General features: G+C 77.0%; 15 protein-coding genes and 1 pseudogene. 7 read left to right on the forward strand and 9 right to left on the reverse strand.

Features of this window, described 5'->3' with window-relative positions; genetic code table 11:
- Positions 1 to 323 precede the first annotated feature (323 nt).
- Complete coding sequence (gene mltG, locus GTY84_RS15900; protein ID WP_202551195.1) at positions 324 to 1,142, forward strand: endolytic transglycosylase MltG; 819 nt, start codon at positions 324 to 326, stop codon at positions 1,140 to 1,142.
- Positions 1,143 to 1,170: 28 nt separating this feature from the next.
- On the opposite strand, the gene GTY84_RS15905 is transcribed toward mltG, so the two are convergent.
- A complete protein-coding gene (locus GTY84_RS15905; protein ID WP_161226913.1) occupies positions 1,171 to 2,250 on the reverse strand; it encodes an NAD(P)-binding domain-containing protein in 1,080 nt (359 codons plus the stop codon).
- A 205-nt stretch (positions 2,251 to 2,455) separates the two neighbouring features.
- Here GTY84_RS15905 and GTY84_RS15910 point away from each other — a divergent pair, with 205 nt between their 5' ends.
- Positions 2,456 to 2,881 carry a YjbQ family protein gene (locus GTY84_RS15910; RefSeq protein WP_161226914.1) on the forward strand — a complete coding sequence of 142 codons (426 nt, stop codon included), beginning with the start codon at positions 2,456 to 2,458 and terminating at the stop codon, positions 2,879 to 2,881.
- Between the two features lie 249 nt (positions 2,882 to 3,130).
- Here GTY84_RS15910 and GTY84_RS15915 read toward each other — a convergent pair whose 3' ends face one another.
- Positions 3,131 to 4,312 carry an acyl-CoA dehydrogenase family protein gene (locus GTY84_RS15915; RefSeq protein ID WP_161226915.1) on the reverse strand — a complete coding sequence of 394 codons (1,182 nt, stop codon included), beginning with the start codon at positions 4,310 to 4,312 and terminating at the stop codon, positions 3,131 to 3,133.
- Between the two features lie 485 nt (positions 4,313 to 4,797).
- Between GTY84_RS15915 and GTY84_RS15920 the strand changes: the two genes are divergently transcribed.
- The 3 genes from GTY84_RS15920 to GTY84_RS15930 all read left to right on the forward strand — a co-directional run bounded on the left by GTY84_RS15920 (position 4,798) and on the right by GTY84_RS15930 (position 8,632).
- Positions 4,798 to 5,406, forward strand: coding sequence for a hypothetical protein (locus GTY84_RS15920; protein ID WP_237532309.1), 609 nt, complete (start codon positions 4,798 to 4,800; stop codon positions 5,404 to 5,406).
- Between the two features lie 324 nt (positions 5,407 to 5,730).
- The gene (locus GTY84_RS15925) at positions 5,731 to 6,834 is read left to right on the forward strand and encodes a macro domain-containing protein (RefSeq protein ID WP_161226916.1); all 1,104 of its coding nucleotides are present in this window, start codon (positions 5,731 to 5,733) and stop codon (positions 6,832 to 6,834) included.
- 799 nt (positions 6,835 to 7,633) lie between these two features.
- On the forward strand, positions 7,634 to 8,632 hold the full coding sequence (locus tag GTY84_RS15930; RefSeq protein ID WP_161226917.1) for an asparaginase: 999 nt from the start codon (positions 7,634 to 7,636) through the stop codon (positions 8,630 to 8,632).
- 109 nt (positions 8,633 to 8,741) lie between these two features.
- On the opposite strand, the gene GTY84_RS15935 is transcribed toward GTY84_RS15930, so the two are convergent.
- The 4 genes from GTY84_RS15935 to GTY84_RS15950 all read right to left on the reverse strand — a co-directional run bounded on the left by GTY84_RS15935 (position 8,742) and on the right by GTY84_RS15950 (position 12,031).
- Positions 8,742 to 9,071 (reverse strand): hypothetical protein, encoded by a 330-nt coding sequence (locus GTY84_RS15935; RefSeq protein WP_161226918.1) that lies wholly within the window; start codon positions 9,069 to 9,071, stop codon positions 8,742 to 8,744.
- A 21-nt stretch (positions 9,072 to 9,092) separates the two neighbouring features.
- Positions 9,093 to 9,869, reverse strand: coding sequence for a polysaccharide deacetylase family protein (locus tag GTY84_RS15940; RefSeq protein WP_345943450.1), 777 nt, complete (start codon positions 9,867 to 9,869; stop codon positions 9,093 to 9,095).
- A 256-nt stretch (positions 9,870 to 10,125) separates the two neighbouring features.
- Positions 10,126 to 11,052: a DMT family transporter gene (locus GTY84_RS15945; protein ID WP_161226920.1), complete on the reverse strand. Its 927-nt coding sequence runs from the start codon at positions 11,050 to 11,052 to the stop codon at positions 10,126 to 10,128.
- A 124-nt stretch (positions 11,053 to 11,176) separates the two neighbouring features.
- Positions 11,177 to 12,031, reverse strand: coding sequence for an SDR family NAD(P)-dependent oxidoreductase (locus GTY84_RS15950; protein ID WP_161226921.1), 855 nt, complete (start codon positions 12,029 to 12,031; stop codon positions 11,177 to 11,179).
- Positions 12,032 to 12,401: 370 nt separating this feature from the next.
- On the opposite strand from GTY84_RS15950, the gene GTY84_RS15955 reads away from it, so the two are divergent.
- A complete protein-coding gene (locus GTY84_RS15955; protein WP_161226976.1) occupies positions 12,402 to 13,670 on the forward strand; it encodes a galactosyldiacylglycerol synthase in 1,269 nt (422 codons plus the stop codon).
- 26 nt (positions 13,671 to 13,696) lie between these two features.
- On the opposite strand, the gene GTY84_RS15960 is transcribed toward GTY84_RS15955, so the two are convergent.
- Positions 13,697 to 14,095 carry a DUF5997 family protein gene (locus GTY84_RS15960; protein ID WP_161226922.1) on the reverse strand — a complete coding sequence of 133 codons (399 nt, stop codon included), beginning with the start codon at positions 14,093 to 14,095 and terminating at the stop codon, positions 13,697 to 13,699.
- A 115-nt stretch (positions 14,096 to 14,210) separates the two neighbouring features.
- Between GTY84_RS15960 and GTY84_RS15965 the strand changes: the two genes are divergently transcribed.
- Complete coding sequence (locus GTY84_RS15965; protein ID WP_161226923.1) at positions 14,211 to 15,014, forward strand: LysR family substrate-binding domain-containing protein; 804 nt, start codon at positions 14,211 to 14,213, stop codon at positions 15,012 to 15,014.
- A 154-nt stretch (positions 15,015 to 15,168) separates the two neighbouring features.
- Here the strand turns inward: GTY84_RS15965 and GTY84_RS33875 are convergent.
- Positions 15,169 to 15,321 (reverse strand): annotated as a pseudogene (locus tag GTY84_RS33875) (HAD family phosphatase); the annotation flags it as partial.
- 241 nt (positions 15,322 to 15,562) lie between these two features.
- Positions 15,563 to 16,039: an Lrp/AsnC family transcriptional regulator gene (locus GTY84_RS15975; RefSeq protein ID WP_161226924.1), complete on the reverse strand. Its 477-nt coding sequence runs from the start codon at positions 16,037 to 16,039 to the stop codon at positions 15,563 to 15,565.
- Between the last annotated feature and the right edge of the window lie 212 nt (positions 16,040 to 16,251).

Genomic DNA, 16,251 nt, shown 5'->3' on the forward strand with positions numbered 1-16,251 from the left:
GGAGCCGAGGGCGGGTCCGGGAGCGGAGCCGCGACCGGGGCCGACAAGATGAAGATATGTCGGGATTCTCCCGTTGTCGGGGTTACCGTGCCCGCATGCAGAAGAACACTCCGTCACGGGGCGCAAGGGGCACGGGGAACGGGTGGAGCGTGGAGCGCGCCGGGAGCGCGGCGGACGCGCGCGGCGGTTCCGGGACCCGGCGAGCGGGCGGCGCACACGGCGCGCGCACCCGTGGACGAAGCGCCCGGGGCTCCCGCTACCCGCGCACGGCGCGCACCACCCGGGCCGCGCGTGCCGCGCGCCGCACCCGCCCGGGGGTCCGGCTGACACGCAGGGGCCGCGTCGCCCTGGTCGCCGCCGGGATCGTCGTGGCCGTGACCGCCGCGGCGGTGCCACTGCTCGCCCTGGGCGGAGGCGGTGACACGGAACCCGCCTCCCTGGTCGTCCCCGAGGGACGGCGCGCCGCACGGGTCTACGAGAGCATCGACAAGGCCCTGGACCTGGAGCCCGGCACCACCCGGAGGTCCGTCGCGGCGGCGGAGCTGGAACTGCCCGAGGAGGCCGACGGCAACCCCGAGGGCTACCTCTTCCCCGGCACCTATCCGCTGGGCGGGAAACCGACCCCGGAGAAGATGCTGACGGCCATGGTCGACCGGGCGAACAAGGCGTTCCGCGGCGCTCCGGTGGCCGCCGGGGCCCAGCGCAACGCCCTCGACGTGTACCAGGCCGTGACCATCGCCAGCATCGTGCAGACCGAGGCCGCCACCAAGGACGACATGGGCAAGGTGGCCCGGGTGATCCTCAACCGGCTGGAGCGCGGCATGCCCCTCCAGATGGACTCCACCCTCAACTACGCGCTGGGCCGCCCCGCCCACGCCCCCACCACCGAGGACACCGGCAAGGACAGCCCCTACGACTCGTACCGGCGCATGGGGCTGCCGCCGACCCCGATCGCCGGTCCCGGCGCCGACGCGATGCGCGCCGCCGTCGAGCCGGCCCCGGGCGACTGGCTCTACTTCGTCACCGTCCGGCCGGGCGACACCCGGTTCACCGCCGACCTCGCCCGGCACCGGCGCGATCTGGAGGAGTCCGACCGCGCGCGGCGGAGCGCGTCGCCGGGGGAGGAGGCCGCCGCCGGGTGACCGGGCGCGGCCTCGCACGGCGGCGGCCTCACGCGGCGGCCGGCTCCGGGGCGGACAGCAGCCGCCCGATGTCCCGTACGGCCGCGCGCCCGGCCCGGTTGGCGCCGATGGTGCTGGCGGAGGGTCCGTAGCCGACGAGGTGGACGCGCGGGTCGGCGGCGGCGCGCGTCCCCTCCAGCCGGATGCCGCCGCCCGCCCCGCGCAGCCGCAGCGGGCGCAGATGGCCGATGGCCGCCCGGAAGCCCGTCGCCCAGAGGATGACGTCGGCCTCGATCCGCCGCCCGTCGCCCCACTCCACCCCGTCGGGGGTGACGCGCTCGAACATGGGCAGCCGGTCCAGCACGCCCGACCGCAGTCCCTCCCGGATCGCGTCGTTGAGCGGCAGTCCGGTCACCGACACCACGCTCATCGGCGGCAGCCCCCTGCGCACCCGCTCCTCCACCAGCGCGACCGCGGCCCGCCCCGCCTCCTCGTCGAACGGTCCCTCGCGGAACACGGGCGGGCGCCGGGTGACCCAGGTGGTGGCCGCCGCGTGCGGAGCGATCTCCAGGAGGTGCTGGGTCGCCGAGGCGCCCCCGCCGACCACGACGACCCGCAGCCCGGCGAACTCCCCGGGCCCCTTGTACCCGGCGGTGTGCAGCTGCCGTCCGCGGAAGGTCTCCAGGCCGGGGACGCGCGGCCAGAACGGCCGGTCCCAGGTGCCGGTGGCGTTGATCAGCGCCCGCGTCGACCAGACCCCGTCCGACGTTTCGACCCGCAGCCTCCCGCCGCCGCCCTCCCGCACCGCTTCGACGTCGACGGGCCGGCGCACGCGCAGGTCGAAGGCGCGTTCGTAGGCCGCGAAGTACCCGGAGACGACCTCGGCGGAAGGGCGCGCGGGATCGGCGCCGGTCAGCTCCATGCCCGGCAGGGCGTGCATCCCGTGCACCTTGCCGTACGTCAGCGACGGCCAGCGGAACTGCCAGGCGCCGCCGGGGCCGGGGGAGTGGTCGAGCACCACGAAGTCGCGCTCCGGCTCGAACCCGGTGCGCCGCAGGTGGTAGGCCCCGGCCAGCCCCGCCTGCCCGGCTCCGACGACGACCACCTCGACCTCACGCACATCGTTCACGCTTCTACCAACCGCGTGATCGTCGCGGATCTTCCCGTGGGGGCGGCGGAGGCGGTGGGGGTTGGGCGTCGGGGGCGGGCCGGGTGTGGGCCGAGGGCCGGGTTCGCGCACCCTGCCGGGCTCCCGAACGGCCGCGCGGCTGCCGGACGGGCGTGGCCCGGAGCGCCCCGGGCGGGGCGGAGGCGCATGCGCCAGGATGGGGGCCATGCCCGATGCCTTCACCACCCGAGTCCTCGACCTCACCACCGGCTCCGCCGAGCGGGTCGCCGACATCACCGGCGACTGCGAGTCCTTCCTGCGCGAGGTGGCGGCGGGCCGCGACGGCCTGCTCAACGTCTTCGTGCCGCACGCCACCGCCGGGATCGCGATCATCGAGACCGGCGCCGGCAGCGACGACGACCTGCTGACCGCCCTGCACACGCTGCTCCCCGCCGACGACCGCTGGCAGCACCGCCACGGCGCCCCCGGCCACGGCCGCGACCACGTCCTGCCCGCCCTCGTCCCCCCGCACGCCACACTCCCCGTGGTCGGCGGCCGCCTCCGGCTCGGCACCTGGCAGTCGGTGTGTGTGGTGGACACCAACACCGACAACCCCGAGCGTCAGGTGCGGCTGTCGTTCCTGGGTGGGTGATGTCCGGCTCACCTTCCGGCCGGCTCGGGTCCGTCCCGCAGACGATGTCCGTCTCAGGGCCCGCCCCGGCTTCGCCGTCGGACCGGCCGGAGGGGGATGGTCGCGTGAGCCGAGGGAACGGTTCCGTGCTGGATCGCGAGGGCTTCCATGTCCTGCGCGAGCCGCGACGGCGCACGGCCGACGGGCCGGATTCCCCCGCAGCTCACCTGAGGACGGGTCGTCCGTCGGCGCGGACGACCCGGCGCGGCGTCACTGCACCAGGTCGAGGAATTGCCATCGTGCCTCGGGCCGGGCGCCGCTGAGCCACACTCCGCAGCTCTGGAGCACCACCGGACCTGCGGTGATGTGCTGGGTCCCGGTGTTGAGATCGCGCAGGAAGCGGTCGATCGGGCCGCGTCGGATCGCTGCCGAGCCCGCCCAGCGGTGGACCGTGCTGCCCACGTCCCGCGCGGTCGACGTCGCGTGGCTGAGAACGAGGCGCAGAAGCGTCTCCTGCTCCGTGGTGAGCGGGTCGCCCGAGTCGAGAGCGGTTTCCACGTCGCCCCATGCCTCCGACGCCCACGCCCGGGCGGCCCGGAGCCGGGCTTCCGCGGTCGCGTACTCCGCGTGGAACTGGGAGGTGTCGACAGCGGCACCGCGCGTTCCGGTGCGGGCCCGGACGACCTCCTTCAGCTCGTCCAGCAGCCGTCGTCCGACGCCCAGTGCCCAGCCGGTGTGCCCGATCGCGGCCATGTCGACCAGGCCGAGGCGGTAGACGGCGCCGCCGTTGACCGGGGTGGTCGTGGTGGCGGGGTAGGTGTACTCGTGCGGGACATACGCGTCGTGGCAGTGGTAGTCGATGCTGTGCGTCGCGCGCAGCCCGAGCACGTCCCAGTTGCCGTCGAGCGTCACCTGCGACTTCGGCATGACGAGGACCCGCATCTCCCCGGTGTCCTCGACCTGGATCAGGCTGTGGACGTGGGTGGCGTGCGCCATTCCGGAGGCGAACTGCCAGTTGCCGCTCACCAGATAGCCGTCCTTCACCGGAACGGCCCGGCCGGGCCGGGCGCCGTGCCCGGCGACCAGCGCGTACTGTCCGCCGGCGACGTCGGGGAACAGGTCGGCCGCCGCGGCGTCCCCGATGTAGGCCGCGGTGGAGCCGGTCACCAGTTGCAGTGCGAACATCGTCCAGCCCGCCGCCGCGTCGTGATAGCTGAGCCGCTCGACCGTCTCGATCAACTGCCGGGGGGCGAACTCGTGTCCGCCGAGACTCCTCGGCAACTCCGCTCGGACGATTCCCGTGTCCAGAAGGGCTCGCGCGCTGTGTTCGGGGAGTCTGCCGAGGGCCTCCGCGGCGTCGGCCTCCGCGTCGAGCGACCTGCCCACCGCGTCGATCCGATCCAGCAGTGCGGGCAGTTCCGGGCTGAGATGCAGTCGAGCCGTGGGCGTCATGCCGAACCTCACTTCACCGTTGCCGATGAGACGTCATGTTGCGTGTTGTGTACGGGAGTTCGTCTCTTCTGATCCGAGGCGGCCCGTCGGCCGCGATCGTCTCACGCGGGTGGTCCGTCGCATGCCGAAGAGCCACGAAGCGAGGCGGGGCCGGTGGCCCTCCGGTCGCCGAGCCGACCGTCGAGCCGCTCCGGTCCATCCGTGAGCCGGTGGACCCCGACCCCGGCAACCCGACCGCCATGTGCGGCTGAGTCTCTTCCGGGGCTGAGCGGGAACACCCCGGGGCAGTCCCCGAGAACGGCCCGGGGCGCGGGCCGGGGTCCGGCGCGGTCCGCCCCCGCCGTGCCGTGCCGTGCCGCCGCCCGCGGGAGCCCTCCCGCCTGGGCGGGGGCCGGGCGAAGGGCGGGCGGGGCCGGGGCGGGGCATTCCCCCGGTCGTCCGGTGCTGGTTCGGTGGAAGCAGCCGTCGGACGGGGGGTGCGGGTGATGGGCGTCGACGGCGCGGGGGCGCTGGTCGTGGCGGTCGTCGGGGTGATCGGGACCCTGCTGTCGGCCCTGCTCACCCAGCGCGCGGCCGAGCGCAGCCGACGGCGCGAGCAGGAGCGGGCCGAGCGGGTGCGGGAACGCGCGCGGGAGATCGAGGAGCGGCGCGACTGCTACGTCGCCCTCAACGCCGCCTCCCGGCAGTATCTGGCCGCCCTCACGGACCAGTTGCACGCGCTCGGCCGCCCGGAGGACACCGAGGCGGTGCGTCCGCGCCTCACCGAGGCCCGGGACCTGCACCGGGACGTGTACGCCGAGGCGCAGATGCGGCTGCCCGAACCCGTGCTCGTCCCGGCCGGGGAGGTCGCCCACGCGCTCGGCGCGCTCTACGGCAGGCTGCGGCGGCTGGACGACGGCACCCCCCGGCACGGCGACGCGCTCGACGCCGTACCGGGGGAGATCGACGCCCTGTGGGAGTCGCTGCGGGAGCTGCGGCGCGCGATGCGCAGGGATCTGGGGGCACCGGGGGAACCGGGGGCGGGGCCCCCGGGACAGGGTGTCCGCCGCCGGGGGACCGGTCCCGGTGCCCCCGGGGCGGGCTCCGGACGCTGACCGGGCGCCGGCCGGGAGGCATCCGAAGGAGCCGCTGCCGCCGCGGCCCCCTCGCCTCACGGGACCGGACGGCCGCGGTCCGTGAGACACGGGAGGCATGGGGAGCGGCGGTGGGGGAGGGCGAGGGGAGCGACGGGGGCCGGGCGCCCCGGGACCGCTCCGTCCGGGGGCGCCCGGGAATCCTCGCACCACGGATCCGGGGTACCGGGGCCGCGCCCGGGCCCGGCTCCCGGGACACCTCGGCCGGTACCCCGGACGCGCCTTCGCGGTACGGGCCGCACGTCGGCTTGTCCCGGCGCGACGTCCGGTGCCATGGTGGTCGGCATGGCACCGCCGTCCCTTGAACACGCCTCGGTACTCGCGGAATTACAGGTGGTCCGGAGGGCGGGGCCGCTGCGGCTGCGCGGCCGCGACGACCTGCCCCTCCTCGAAGCGGCCGCCGCCGGACTGACGGCCACCCGGACCCGCGAGGGCGCCGTGGAGGCACTGCTCCGCCGCGCGGTGGAACGGCTCGACCCGGGCACCCTGCGCACCGCCGCCGAGTACACCCTCGGCCTCGCCCAGGGCACCCGGGACTGGCCGGCCTCCTCCCGGCGGGCCCGCGCGGCCGAGGTGTACCGGGTGAGCGTGGAGCGCTTCCGCAAGCACCACGAGGTCATGGTGCTCGGACAGGTCGCCGAGCACATCGTGGAACTCGTGGAGGGCGGCGGTGAACCGGACGGGGCCGACCGGGAGGGCGCCACCCACCGGACCCTGGACGTCCTCGCGGGCGACCGCAGCGCACGCCTCACCCTCCACATCCACCCGGTGGACCTGCTGCGGGACCTGGATGTCGTGGTCTCCCCGGTCAACACCCACTTCGCGCTGCCCGAGTCGTACAAGTCCTCGGTCTCCGCCTCGCTGCGCCGGGCCGCCTCGGTTCGCGGTGTCACCGGTGACCTGCTGGACGACCCGGTCCACGACGAACTGCGCACCTGGGCCGCCCGGCACGCCACCGGGGGCCGCCCGGTACTCCCCGGCACCGTGGCGGCGACCGGGTCCGGCGCGCTGGCCGGGTCCGGCGTGCGCCGGATCTACCACGCGGCGGTGGCCGTGCCCCGGGCCGGCACCAACGACTACGACGTGCTGCCCGCCGACGTCACCCGCGCCACCTCGCGCGCCCTGGCACTGCTGGCCGAGGAACACGCCCGGTACGCCCCGCCGCTGCGCTCCGTCTGCTTCCCCCTGCTCGGCTCCGGCCGTGGCGGGCTGCCGTACCGGGTGAGCGCCGCCGCCGTGTGGAGCGCCGTCGAGGCCGAACTCGCGCGCGGGGCGCGGTGGGACGTGCACTTCGTCGGGCACACCCCGGAGGCGGCCCGCGCGGTGGAGCGGATCGCGGCCGGAACACGCCCCGGCCGCGCCCGGCCCGCGCCCGGCCGCTCCGGTTGACTGGGAGTACGGGCCGCTCGGCGGAGCGCGCACCCGGGGGAGCCCGTCCTCCCCGGGCGGCCCGCCCGGGACAACGCGTGCTCGACGGAAGGATGTTGGCCCGGAGGAGGACGACATCGCGAGACGGCTCCGGCCGTTCGGCCGACCGGCCCTCCCCGGGCGCCCCGGCGCCGCGCGGCCGTCCCCGGCATGCCGCGCCGCCCGCGTGGTGACGACCGCAGGACACCTGCCGGGGTGCCCCGCCCGCGTCCGTCTCCGGTGCCGGTGGACGGACCCACCGGCCCGTGCGTGGTCATGGACACCGACTCCGGAGGCGTCTCCCGTCGTCGCCGGCACTGAGGGCATCACGTGGGCCCGACCCCGCAACCGGAGGGGCAGGACCGACGGGCACGGTGCCCCATCCGCCCGACCCCCGTCCGCCCTGCCCCGACCCCCGTCTGCCCCGTTCCGGGAGGGGCCCTGTCGGCGCGTACCCGGCCCGCCCTCGCCTGCCCGGCCCGGCCCGCTCCGCACTGCCGTGCCCGGCCCGCTCCGCCCTCGCGTGCCCGGTCCGGGTGGCCGACCGCGCCCGCGCGACTAGCATCGGGAGTGCCCCGGCGGAGGCGCGCGGCCCGCACGGGTTCCGAGACGTCGGCCGGTGCGACGGCCGTACGGTCCGGCGACGGGACTCGCTCGCTCCGGCACCGAACCGGGGCGGGGCGGCCGGACGCGACGGCGGGATCCGCGGGTCATCGACGCCGGACACCGGAAGGACCGGCGCACCGCGCCCCGGCGGTGCCGGAAGAGGAGAGCGGGAGACATGACGGAGCCGGTCCGGAGCGTGCTGGTGCTCTCCCTCGGCGGCACCATCGCCATGACCACCGACCCCGCCACCGGCGGTGTCGTCCCCGCGCTCTCGGCCCGTGAACTCCTCGCCGCCGTCCCGGCCCTGGCGGCCAGTGGCATCGATGTCCGGGTGCGGGACGTCCGGCGGCTGCCCGGAGCCTCGCTGGCCTTCGACGACCTGGCCGAACTGTCGGCCGTCATCGCGGCGGAACTGGACGGCGGCGGCACCGACGGGGTGGTCGTCACCCAGGGCACCGACACCATCGAGGAGAGCGCCTTCCTCCTCGGTCTCCGCCACGGTCACGAACAGCCGGTCGTCGTCACCGGAGCGATGCGCAACCCCACCCTGCCCGGCGCGGACGGCCCGGCCAACCTCCACGCCTCCGTGCTCGCCGCCGCCGCGCCCGCCCTCAGGGGCGCCGGCTGCCTCGTGGTCCTCGGGGACGAGGTGCACGCGGCCCGCGCCGTCCGCAAGTCCCACACCACCAGCCCCGCCGCCTTCACCTCCCCGTCCTGCGGACCCGTCGCCCGGATCGTGGAGAACCGGGTGCGCCTCCTGGGCGGCCTCCCGCCGCGCGGCGTCCTGATCGGACCGCCCGTCCGCGAGGCCCGCGTCGGGCTGTACACCGTGACCCTGGGCGACGACGGTGTGCTGCTGGACGCCTGGCAGGGGGCCTGCGACGGCCTCGTGGTGGGGGCGCTCGGGGCCGGGCACGTCCCGGAGCGCCTCGTCGGGCCGCTCGCCCGGCTCGCGTCCCGCGTCCCCGTGGTCCTGGCCTCCCGCATCGGCAACGGGCCGGTCCTGTCAGGCACCTACGGCTTCCCCGGATCAGAGAGGGACCTCCTCGAACGGGGTCTGATCGGCGCCGGTGACCTCGGGCCCCACCAGGCGCGGCTCCTGCTCCACGCCCTCCTCGCCCACGGCTCCGACGGACCCGCCGTCCGCGAGGCGTTCGCGGCCGCCGGGGGCTGAGCGGGGGCGGGACGCGACGGGGCCGCGCCCCTCAGCGCGGTGGTGGTGCCGCGGGCGCGGGCATTCCCGCGGGGGCGTAGGGCGATCTCTTCGACGCGTCCAGCGGCTGTCAGTACAGTTCCCGTTCCCCGTCGTCGAAGGACTCGTGGAGGAAGGGGGCCAGTGAGCCGATCGTCCCTCCCCGCTCCAGGACGTCCGCGACGGCGCCGAGGTACGCGGACAGCGGGGGCGGGCTGCGGCTGAAGTCACCCGAGCCGTCGTGCCACTGCCTGCCGATCCGCCCCTGGTGCGGTCCCTCCCGCATGTCGATGATCTGTGCGTCCCCGTTGTCGTGCGCCCACGGAATCCACTGCGGATGCCACCAGGGCTCCTCACCGTCCCCGGGCAACGCCGGTACGCCCAGGACCCGTTCCCCCTCCCGGACGATCCCCGTGGACATCTGCCGGATCCTGTCGGCGGGTCAACCCCTCACCGGGCCCGCCCGGAGCACCCGCTCCGGGCCCGGCGTCCCGCCTTCCGTCAGCCCGTGTTCGCCCAGGGAGCCCACCGTCAGTCCGGCCGCGCGGCAGTCGGCCACGATGTCCGGGAGGGCGCCCAGGGTGGCCCGCCAACTCTCGGCGGCGGAGGCGTGGTCCGTGTCGTGCAGCAGCAGCGTCCCGCCGCCGCGCAGACCGGCGGCGGCCGTCGTCCGCACCGACTCCGGCGTGGCGTCCCGCCGCCAGTCCTCGCCCCACGCGGTCCACAGCACCGTACGGAGCCCGGCCCGGCGGGCGGCGGCCCAGCGTCCGGAGGTGAGGATGCCGTAGGGCGGGCGGTACCAGCGCGGCGCGCTCCCGGTGGCCCGGCCCACCGCGTCGGCCGCCCGCCGCACCTCCTCGGCGTCCCGCCGGGGTGCCGGACGCCACGGGCGGCTGTGCGTCCAGCCGTGCACCGCCGCCTCGTGCCCGCGCAGCACCAGCTCGCGGGCGAGGGCGGGATGCCGTACGACGTTCTCGCCGAGGACGAAGAAGGTGGCCCGGACGCCGAGCGTGTCCAGGACGTCCAGGAAGCACGGGGTGGAGGCGGGATCGGGGCCGTCGTCGAAGGTCAGCGCGATGTGCCCGGGGCTGCCCTGCCCGGCCAGCCCGGGGAACCAGCGCCGCCGCACGCCCGGCAGCCAGGTGCCCGCCGTGCCGATGTGCGCCAGCCCGGCCGCCACCGGCACGGCGGCGTACCGCACCGCCCGGCCGGAGCGCACTCTTTTCCGTGCTCCAGCCGCCCCGGTCACCGCCCGCGTCCCGCTCACCGCACGCGCTCCGGTCACCGCACGTATCCCGCTCACCATGCCTCCCGTCTCCGGCACCACACCTCGCACCCCCGCACCCGGGCCCGAAGCCCTCCGGTTCCTGCCGAGCTCCGCGTACCGTCCCGGCCCGCTGGGACTCTCCGCCCGGTGCCGCCCCAGCGCCCGCCCGCCCCGTCGGCCGTCACCCCTCCTGCGTCCCCCTCCTCCGTCACCCTTCCTCCCGCTTCCGCCCCCGCCGCCCCGGCACGGGTCCCGCGCGGACCGGCGGGGCGGTGTCCCAGGCACCGTGCACCGACGGGGCGCCGGCCAGGCCGATGCTGCCCAGGCCCATCAGGGCCGCGCCGGTCAGCTCCGGGAGCACCCGCACCCCGAGCGCGATCTGCTCGCCGAACAGGGCCCAGCCGAGGGCGACGCTGGTCAGCGCGTCCCCGAGGGTGAGCGTCGGCTGGGAGGCGGCCAGGGTCCCGGCCCGCAGCGCGCTCTGCAGCAACAGGAAGCTGAGCAGCCCCAGCCCGGCCGTGGCGTAGGGCGGCCACTGGGTGAGCACCGCGCCCGCGCCCTGCGGAAGCCGCCCGGTGACCTCCTTCATCAGCCCCGCCGTGCCGCCGAAGCCCACCGCCGACGCCGACCCGAACAGGGCCGCCCGGGGAGCGCCCCGCACCAGCCGCCCCACGGCCGTGAACCCGGCCATCGCGCCGAACAGCGCCAGGCCCGCCCAGCCCCACCGCCCCGGAACCGCCGTGTCCCGGCCCGGCGAGGGCGCGGCGGCACCGAGGAACAGCGCAAGCCCCACGGCCAGCGCCGCGAACGCCAGCCAGGTCCGCCGGTCCGGGCGCCGGTGGAAGACCGCGCTGCCCACGGCCAGCGTGAACAGCAGCTCGGTCGCCATCAGCGGCTGCACCACGGACAGGCTGCCCACCGCCAGCGCCGCCGACTGGAGCACGGCCGTCACCGCGAGCAGCGCCGCACCGCCCAGCCAGTACCGGTCGCGGACCAGCCGCAGCAGCGAGCGCACCACGGTATGGGCGGCCCCGGACCGCTCCTCGTCCTGGGCCGCCGCCCGGCGCTGGAGCACCGAGGCCGCCGCGTTGCACAGGGCGGCGAGCAGCGCGAGGACGACGGTGGGAACGGTCACCGGCGCGCACTCCCCGAATCCCGCGGTCCTTCCCGGCCCGCTGCCCGGCTCCCCGCGCGGCCCGCGCCCCGGTCGGCCTCCGGGCCCCCCGTCGGCCCCGCTCCCCGGCCCCACGCCCGGTACGTCATCCGAACCGCGTGGCCAGCCGCCGGTACAGCCCCGGCACCGTGCCCCGGACCCGGCACGGCAGCCACAACCAGCCCGGTACGTACACGTCGTCGCGCCCCCGGACGGCGGCGTCGCGCACCGCGTCGGCCACCCGCTCGGCGGGCACCGGACGGGGCCGGGAGCGCCGGTAGGGCGCCCCGCGGCGCTCGAAGAACGGTGTGTCCACGACCCCCGGCACCACATGGGTGACGCCCACCCCGGTGCCCCGCAGCTCGTAGCGGAGCGAGTCGGCGAAGGTGCCGAGCGCGGCCTTGGCGGCCGAGTACACGGCCTCGCCGCGCACCCCGACCGCCCCGGCGAGCGAGCCGATGAGCACCACCCGCCCCGAGCCCGCCTCCACCATCCCCGGCAGCAGCAGCCGCACCAGCCGCAGGGTGGCCAGGACGTCGATGCCGAAGACCTCGTCGATGGCGTGCGGGGGCATGTCGCGGAACTTCCCCGCCCAGCCGATCCCGGCGCCGGCCACCAGCAGGTCGACCGGGCCGACCGTGGCCTGGGTGAAGTCGGTGAGCAGCCGGTCGGCGCCCGGCAGGGTGAGATCGGTGGCGAAGGCGGTGGCCCGCGCCTCCTCGGCCACGTCGCGCAGCCGGTCGGGATCGCGCCCGCTGAGCACCAGCCGCCAGCCGCCGTCGTCCCCGAGCCTGCGGGCCACGGCGGCGCCGATGCCCGAGGACGCCCCCGTCACCAGGGCCGTGCGGGTGCGGATGCCGGGACCGCCGTCCGGCCGTTGGGGCCGTGCGCGGCCTGCGTCGGGCGCGGCGGCACGTCCCGGCCGGGGGCCGGACCGGGTGCGGGAGAACGCGTGGACCATGGCACCCACCTTGGCCGCGGACCGGGCATCGCGCGAGCCGACGACCGCGCCCCGGGGCCTCCCGGACCGCTCCCGGCGCGGACCCGACGGGCCGTCGGCCCCGACCGCCGGTCACCTGGCGTTCCCGGAGACGGGGAGGGAGAGGGAGCTGGAGACGGAGAGGAAGACGGGGGACGGGACGGAGACCGGGGCAGGTTGCCGGTGCAGATGTCAGCAGGAGGGTGACCGGATCGCCCGCTCTCGACATGGTTTGACCGCACCGTTCCGGGCTACCTGACGCACCGTGCATCCTCCCAGCGCACCGGCGTCCGGTCCCGCGCCCGTGGAGCCCGCGCGGCGCCCCGGCCGCCTGCTGGTGGTCAGCGCGAGCATGGGCGCCGGGCACGACACGGTCGCCGCCGAGGTGGCCCGCCGCGCCCGGGAGGGCGGTGGTGACGCGCTCGTCACCGACGTCCTCGCGCTCCTGCCGTTCGGGCTCGGCCGCGCCCTGCGGTTCCTCTACCGGGGCTCGGTGCGGCACGCCCCCTGGGCCTACGGCGCGGTGTACCGACTGTTCCTGCGCCCCGGCCCCGGCCGCCGCCCCGGCGGCACACCGCTGGCCCGGCTGGCGGGCGGGCGGCTGCTGCGGCTGGCCGCGGCGTGGGAGGCGGACGCGGTGGTGCCGGTCTTCCACCTCGGCGCCCAGCTCACCGGCCATCTGCGGGCCCGCGGACTGCTGCCGGTGCCCAGCGTGGTCCTGGTCGTCGACTTCGCCGTGCACCGCCAGTGGCTGCACCCCGGCAACGACCACTACCTCTGCCTGACGCCGGACGCGGCCCGCGAGGTGCGGCGCGCCATCGGCGCACCGGCCACCGTCTGCGGTCCCGTGGTGCCCCCCGGGTTCCTGGCGGTCGACGCCGGGGCGGCCGGCGCCGGGGCGGGGGCACCGACGGCCTCCGCCGGGCCCGCCCTCGCCCTGGTCGCCGCACCGGACGCATCGGACGCACCGGAGGCACCGGGTGTCGGCGGCAGCGACGGCGGAACCGCTCCCGGCGCGGGGCGGTCCGCCGGGCAATCAGCGGACCCCGGCGGTGGTCCCGGTTCCGGTGGCCCCGGCGACACCTGGCGGCTGTTCCTCGGGCGGCACGGCCCCGGCCGGGTGCCCGTCGTGCTGTCCGCCGGGGCCTGGGGCGTCGGCTCGCGCCTGGACGCCACGGTCCGGCTGCTGGCCGCGCACGGCTATCTGGCGGTGGTGCTCTGCGGCGCCAACGACCGGCTGCGGGGCGAGCTGTCGGGCACACCGGGCGTGCTCCCCCTGGGCTGGGTCGGCGACATGCCCGGCCTGCTGCGGGCCGCCCGCGCGCTGATCGACAACGCCGCCGGGCAGACCGCCGTGCAGGCCCTCGCCGCCGGGCTGCCGGTCATCGGCCACCGCCCGATACCGGGGCACGGAGCGGACGGCGTACGGCGGATGGCGGACCTGGGCGTCTCCGACCTCGCGGGGAACGGCGCCGCCCTGCTCGCCTCCCTGCGGCGGCTCACGGCGCCGGGCCCGGAGCGCGAGGCGCGGACCGCCGCCGGACGCGCGCTGTTCCGGCACGACCCGGTGCCGCTGATGACCGCGTACGCCCGTGCCCGGCGGGCGGGCACCGGCGGGTGAGGCCGGGCGCCCGCCGGACGCGCCGGTCAGTCGCCGGAGGCGCGCTCGGCGCGCTCCTCGTGGAGCTTCCGCACGCGCGCGGCCTCCTTGCGGACGTCGGCCTGTACCGTCCGCTCCCGCTCCAGCCACTCGGGGCGCTCCCGCTTCAGCTCCTCGATCCGCTCCGTGGTGAGCGCCTCGTCCACGCCGCCGCGCCGCAGGCCCGCGATGGACACACCGAGCTTCGCCGCCACCACCGGACGGGGGTGGGGGCCCTCGCTCCGCAGCTTCCGCAGCCACTCGGGCGGGTCGGCCTGGAGCGCGTTCAGCTCGGAACGGGAGACGACACCCTCACGGAACTCGGCGGGGGTGGCCTCAAGGTAGACACCCAGCTTCTTCGCCGCGGTCGCGGGCTTCATGGTCTGGGTGCTCTGGTGCGACGTCATGGGGTCCAGGGTATCCAGTGGGCACCGGGCCGCCGACCACACCCGGCGGCGCTCCCACCGCCACCGGCCGCCCCGGTGGTCGGGCCGGGGCCGCCGCGCCCGGTAGCCTGGACGGGTGACAGGCTCGGAAGACCCCCCCGCGTTCCGGCTCGCCTACGTCCCGGGGGTGATGCCCGACAAATGGGTGCGCATCTGGAACGAGCGGCTGCCGGACGTCCCGCTGTCCCTGACCCAGGTCCCCCCGGACGGCACGGACCGGATCCTGCGGGACGGCGGTGCCGACGCCGGACTCGTCCGGCTGCCCGTCGACCGCGCGGTGTTCAGCGCGATCCCCCTGTACACCGAGACCACGGTCGTCGTGGTGCCCAAGGACCACCTGGTCACCGCGGCCGACGAGGTGACCCTGGCGGACCTGGCCGACGAGATCGTGCTGCACCCCCTGGACGACGTGCTCGGCTGGGAGACCCCGCCCGGCCGCCCCGCCCTGGAACGCCCGGCCACCACCGCGGACGCGGTCGAACTGGTCGCCGCGGGCATCGGCGTCCTCGTCGTCCCCCTGTCCCTGGCCCGGCTGCACCACCGCAAGGACCTCGCGCACCGCCCGGTCACCGACGCCCCCGGGTCCGGCGTGGCGCTCTCCTGGCGCGAGGACGCGCACACGGACCTGGTGGAGGAGTTCATCGGCGTCGTCCGGGGCCGCACCGTCAACAGCACCCGGGGCCGCCCCCGGGCCGAGCAGGCGACGGACCGGAAGGGCGGGCGGGGGCGCGCCGACGGGGACGCCGCGCGGCGCAAGCCGACGCCCGGCAAGTCCTCCGGCGGCGCCCGGCGCGGCTCGGGCACGGCGCGCGGTGCGGGCAACACCCGCGGTGCGGGCGGCTCCCGGAGCGGGCGGCGCGGCAGACCCGGCCACCGCTGACCGATCCGCCCTGCCGCGCGATCGGCCCCGGCCGATCCGCCCCGGCCGAGGGGCTTCCCGGCCGACGGCCGACCGCTCGCCCCGGCCGTCCGCCCCCGCTGCCCACGGGCCCCCGCGGACCGGCCTCCGGCACCCCGTCCCGGTCCGCCCCCGCTCAGACGCGCCGGGCCGAGCGCTCCAGCCGGTCGAGGGCGCCCCGCGCCGTGAACTCCCGCTGCCCGCCGCGCAGCAGCAGGTCCGCCGCGGCGAGACCGGGTTCGCCGGCGGTCTCCGGGAGGCACGGCACGGCGACGCAGCGCATCCCGGCCGTGGGCCGCCTCGGCTCCCGGGAGCCCGCGCGGGAACACCGACCGGAGGGCGCTCGCGATGGGACCGGTCCGCCGGTCCGGGACGGGGCCGGAAGCAGCGGCGCCGGAGCGCCCCGGCGGTGCGGCCCGCGGGTGAGGCGCGACCGGGAGCGGGGCCCCGGAGCGGGGGCCCGGAGCGGACCCGCGGCACGGGGACGGTGCCGTGCCCCGCACCGCGCGCCCGGCACCGGGCACGCGCACTCACCCCCGCGCAGCGCGGCCGATCGACTCCACCAGCGGCAGCAGCCGGTACGGCACCCGTTCCCGCAGCGCGACCTCGCTGCGGGTGCGCACCACCCCGGGCAGGCTGATGAGCTTCTGCACCACGTCCTCCAGATGCGCGTTGTCCCGTGCCACGACCCGGGTCATCAGGTCCCCGCCGCCGGTGATGGAGAAGGCCTCCACGATCTCCGGGACGGCGGCCAGTGCCTCGCCCACCTCGTCCAGACGCCCCTGGGTGACCTCGATGTGCACGAACGCCAGCACCGGGTGGCCGAGCGCCGCGGGGGAGAGCGCCGGGGCGGCGCCGGTGATCACGCCCTCCCGCTCCAGCCGGTCCAGCCGGGCCTGGAGAGTGCCGCGGGCGACGCCCAGGAGGCGGGCGTACTCGCGCACGCTGGTGCGCGGCCGCTCCAGCAGCAGCCGCAGGATGCGGGTGTCCAGTTCGTCGACGGCCATGGCGCCCGTCCGCTCCCCTCGTCGGCCATTGGTACGCCGGTGGCTGCCGGAATACCGCATCGAGCGTACCAATGGCACAGTGGAAAAGTGGCCTGTTGAGCCACTGGCGGAAAGGATGCTCCCATGGGGGTGTCGATGGCGCTGCGGACCCCGCGGCGCCTTTTTCATGCCGAGAACCGCGCGGACGGCGATCCGGGCGGAAAGGGGGCGAT

Origin of the sequence: Streptomyces sp. SID8352, from assembly GCF_009862265.1 — a bacterium.
Lineage (GTDB): Bacteria > Actinomycetota > Actinomycetes > Streptomycetales > Streptomycetaceae > Streptomyces.